This is a genomic window from Micromonospora sp. AMSO1212t (genome assembly GCF_008868145.1).
Lineage (GTDB): Bacteria > Actinomycetota > Actinomycetes > Mycobacteriales > Micromonosporaceae > Micromonospora > Micromonospora tulbaghiae.
Genome location: NZ_WBKS01000231.1, coordinates 1 through 3,649, shown reverse-complemented (window position 1 = coordinate 3,649; position 3,649 = coordinate 1). Strand labels below are relative to the sequence as shown.

Below are 3,649 nucleotides of genomic sequence, written 5' to 3'. Positions count from 1 at the left end.
GGGACCTGCTGGACCACCTCGAACTCCAGCAGGGTGGCGCCGGTGGCGACGGGCTTGCGGGGTTCGCCGCCCTCGGCGTGCGCGGCCCGGGACGGGCCCTGCGCCCACGCCTGGTACGCCTCCTCGCTCTCCCAGCGCGTGTACACGAAGTAGCGGGTGTCCCCGGCGACCGGGCGCAGCAGCTCGAAGCCGAGGAAGCCGGGGGAGTTCTCCACCGCGCCGGCCCGGGCCGCGAACCGCTTCTCCAGCTCCTCGCCGGCGCCGGGCGGGACGTCGATCGCGTTGATCTTCACGACAGCCATACGTCCACCCTAACCAGCCTCGGACTCAGAACGTCTCGACGGCCGGTGCCAGGTCCGCGTCGACCACGATCGGGGCGTGGTCGGAGGGGCACTTGCCCTTGCGGGCCTCCCGGTCCACGTACGCGGAGCGGACCGCGCGGGCGAACGACGCGCTGGCGTACACCAGGTCGATCCGCATGCCCTTGTTCTGGTGGAACATCCCGGCCCGGTAGTCCCAGTACGTGAACGGGTGCGGCCCCTTCATCGGCGTCGGCACCACGTCCTCCAGTCCCAGGTCGCGCAACGCGGCCAGGGCGGCCCGCTCGGCCGGGGTGACGTGGGTGGAGGTGACGAACAGCGCGGGATCCCAGACGTCGGCGTCGGTGGGCGCCACGTTGAAGTCACCGCACACGGCCACCGGCAGCGCGCCGGCGACCTCCGGTTCGAGGGCGTCGCGCAGCGCCGCGAACCAGGCCAGCTTGTACGCGTAGTGCAGGTCGTCCGGTGCGCGGCCGTTCGGCACGTACACCGACCAGACCCGCAGCCCGTCGCAGGTGGCCGAGATGGCACGGGCCTCGGGCTCGGGGAACCCGGGTTCGCCCGGGAAGCCGACCGCCACGTCGGCAAGCCCGACCCGGGACAGCACCGCGACGCCGTTCCATCGCCCGTCGCTGTGGCTGGCCACCTCGTAGCCCATCTCGCCCACCTCGGCAACCGGGAACGCCCCGTCGGGGCACTTGGTCTCCTGCAGGCACACGACGTCGGGCTTCGTGGTGGCCAGCCAGTCGAGCAGCCGGGGCAGGCGGGCCTTCACCGAGTTGACGTTCCAGGTCGCCAGGCGCATGCCCCCAGCCTGCCGCATCCCCGCCCGCCCCGCCCGGTCAGCGCTCCGGGGTGTCGCCAGGGCGGGTCTGCTCGGCGAGGAAGCGTTCCAGCTCGGCACCGAGCTCGTCGGCGGTGGGCAGCGGCCCGGTCTCGCCGGCGAGCAGGCTCTTCTCGCCCCGGCCACGGGCGAACGCGTCGTACTGCTCCTCCAGCGCCTGGACCAGCGTCGCCGCCTCCTCGGTCTGGGTGACCTGACGGTCGATCTCCACCCGGACCGCCTCGGCGGAGGTCCGCAGAGCCTCGACGGGTAGCAGCAGGCCGGTGCTGCGGGACACGGCGGACAGCAGAGCCTCGGCGGCGGCCGGGTACTCGGCCTGGGCCACGTAGTGCGGCACGTGCGCGGCGAAGCCGAGGGCGTCGCGCCCCTGCTCGCCGAGGCGGTACTCCAGCAGGTGACCGACGCCGGCCGGCACCTGCACCTTCTGCAGCCACGGCTCGTGCCCGGCGATCAGCTCCTTGCGGGTGGCGTGCGCCGTGACGCCGCTGGGCCGGGTGTGCGGCACCGCCATCGGGATCGAGTTGAGCCCTACGGTGAGCCGCACGTCGAGGCGGGCGCAGAGCCCGGCGACGGCGGCCACGAAACGCTCCCACTGCAGATCCGGCTCGGGGCCGGTGAGCAGCAGGAACGGGGTCTCGTCGTCGTCGCGCAGCAGGTGCAGCTCCAGCGCCGGGGCGTCGTAGGACTCCCAGTGGTCCTCGACGAACGTCATCACCGGGCGGCGGGAGCGGTAGTCGAAGACCTGGTCGACGTCGAAGCGGGCGATCACCCGGGCGTCGAGCGAGGTGAGCAGCTGTTCCCGGGCCAGCCGGGTGGCGTTGCCGGCGTCGACGAAGCCGGTGAGCGCCTGGATCAGCACCGGCTGGCCGAGCTCGGGCAGCTCGTCGGTGAGTTCGTAGAGCTCGTGTGGATCGAGCACCGGTGGGGTCCTCCCTGTCGACGCGTACGGGGGAGCGCCGTGCGTGCGGTCTCCCCGGTTCCGCCAACGTACCGGGGCGGGTGGTCCATTCCGTTACGGCCACATCCGATGCCCGGATGATGATCACGATTCGGCTACGCCCCGGTCCGGCGACCGATATCCCGATCGTCCGAACGGACGAGTTAGTCGATCATCGGGCGGGACCGGGAGGTCTGCGGAGGTTCGTACCCGCGTCGCGGCCGCCCCGGGCGCAAGGGTGATTGGCCCGGTTCCCGAGGTCTGTCGCGCCTTGCGGCGGGCTGTGGCGCGGTGCCGGGGTTGCGGCAGCCGAAGTGTGGCGAGGACCACCTTTTGGGCCTGGGTGATCCCGGTTTGCCCTGCCTAGCCTCGTCGGATGCGTAACGACGGCAACCTCGACGACCCGAACGGCTCCGGCCGGCCGGCTGACCGTTCGGACGATACCCCCTCCGCCAACCGGTTGGCCGCACTCCGGGGACTGGCCCGGCGTACCCGCTTCTGGGCACCGATGAACCCCCGGCCCGGCCGGACGAAGCTGGCGGTCGCCACGGGCGCGGCCTGCTGCCTGGGCCTGGTCGGCGTCAGCCAGGCCGGCATCGGCGCCCCGGACCGCGCCGCCGACCCGGCACCCTCGGCGGAGGTCGCCGAGCGCGCGGCGGTCGACCCGGCCTCCCGGGCGATGGCCCGGCCGAGCACCGCCCCCGCCACCCCCAGCGCCGCCCCGTCCGCGACGGCGAGCCCGAAGGCGACCGCCAAGCCCAAGCCGAAGAAGACGGTCCGGCAGATCGTTCCGGTCGCCGGCCTGGACCGTACCCAGATGAACAACGCCAAGAAGATCGTGCAGGCCGGCAAGGAGATGGGCATGCCGCGCCGCGCCCTGGTCATCGCGGTGGCGACCGCCATGCAGGAGAGCACCCTGCTCAACTACGCCAGCGGCGTGCTGCCCGAGTCGCAGAGCTACCCGCACCAGGCCATCGGCTGGGACCACGACTCGGTCGGGTTGTTCCAGCAGCGTCCGAGCAGCGGCTGGGGCACCGTCGAGCAGCTCATGGACCCCGAGTACGCGACGAAGGCGTTCCTGTCCGCGCTGGCGGAGATCCCCGGCTGGAAGGACCTGCCGCTCTCGGTCGCCGCGCAGGCGGTGCAGATCTCGGCGTTCCCGGACGCGTACGCCCAGCACGAGTGGCGGGCCGGCGAGGTGGTGGCCGAGATCCTGGGCTGACCCGGACGGGTGGTTGCCGAAGGGCCGATTCGGGTATCAGGGACTTGCCGGTCCCAGGTACACATGAAGGGGACCGCGGGACGGAGGACACCATGTCGCTGATGCAACGGATCACCGCCTTCCTGCGGTCGCCGCGGGGCCAGCAGTTGGTCGACCGCGGCCGGCGTGAGATGTCGAAGCCGGAGAACCAGGCCCGGCTGCGGCAGATCGCGAACCGGCTGCAGTCGCGCCGGCGCTGACCCGCGTCACCCCCGCCGCACGAGCCCTCCGGAGCCCTTCGTGACCGACCCCGCCCCCCTCGACGGGGGCGGGGTCGGTCACGGAGG

The 3,649-nt window shown here is 72.8% G+C and carries 5 protein-coding genes; 2 read left to right on the top strand and 3 right to left on the bottom strand.

Going from position 1 to position 3,649, the window contains the following annotated elements:
- From F8279_RS29415 to F8279_RS29405, 3 genes are all read right to left on the bottom strand, one after another.
- A partial coding sequence (locus F8279_RS29415; RefSeq protein WP_151501685.1) for an antibiotic biosynthesis monooxygenase occupies window positions 1–302 on the bottom strand: 302 nt, incomplete at its 3' end.
- A gap of 25 nt (window positions 303–327) precedes the next feature.
- Window positions 328–1,125, bottom strand: a complete 798-nt coding sequence (locus F8279_RS29410) for an exodeoxyribonuclease III (RefSeq protein WP_151501684.1) — start codon at window positions 1,123–1,125, stop codon at window positions 328–330.
- A gap of 37 nt (window positions 1,126–1,162) precedes the next feature.
- On the bottom strand, window positions 1,163–2,083 hold the full coding sequence (locus F8279_RS29405; protein WP_091423861.1) for a proteasome assembly chaperone family protein: 921 nt from the start codon (window positions 2,081–2,083) through the stop codon (window positions 1,163–1,165).
- Between the two features lie 394 nt (window positions 2,084–2,477).
- Between F8279_RS29405 and F8279_RS29400 the strand changes: the two genes are divergently transcribed.
- Together F8279_RS29400 and F8279_RS30410 are read left to right on the top strand one after the other, a co-directional pair.
- Complete coding sequence (locus F8279_RS29400; RefSeq protein WP_151501683.1) at window positions 2,478–3,323, top strand: peptidase M23; 846 nt, start codon at window positions 2,478–2,480, stop codon at window positions 3,321–3,323.
- A 92-nt stretch (window positions 3,324–3,415) separates the two neighbouring features.
- On the top strand, window positions 3,416–3,562 hold the full coding sequence (locus tag F8279_RS30410) for a hypothetical protein (RefSeq protein WP_013285352.1): 147 nt from the start codon (window positions 3,416–3,418) through the stop codon (window positions 3,560–3,562).
- The last annotated feature ends 87 nt before the right edge of the window (window positions 3,563–3,649 follow it).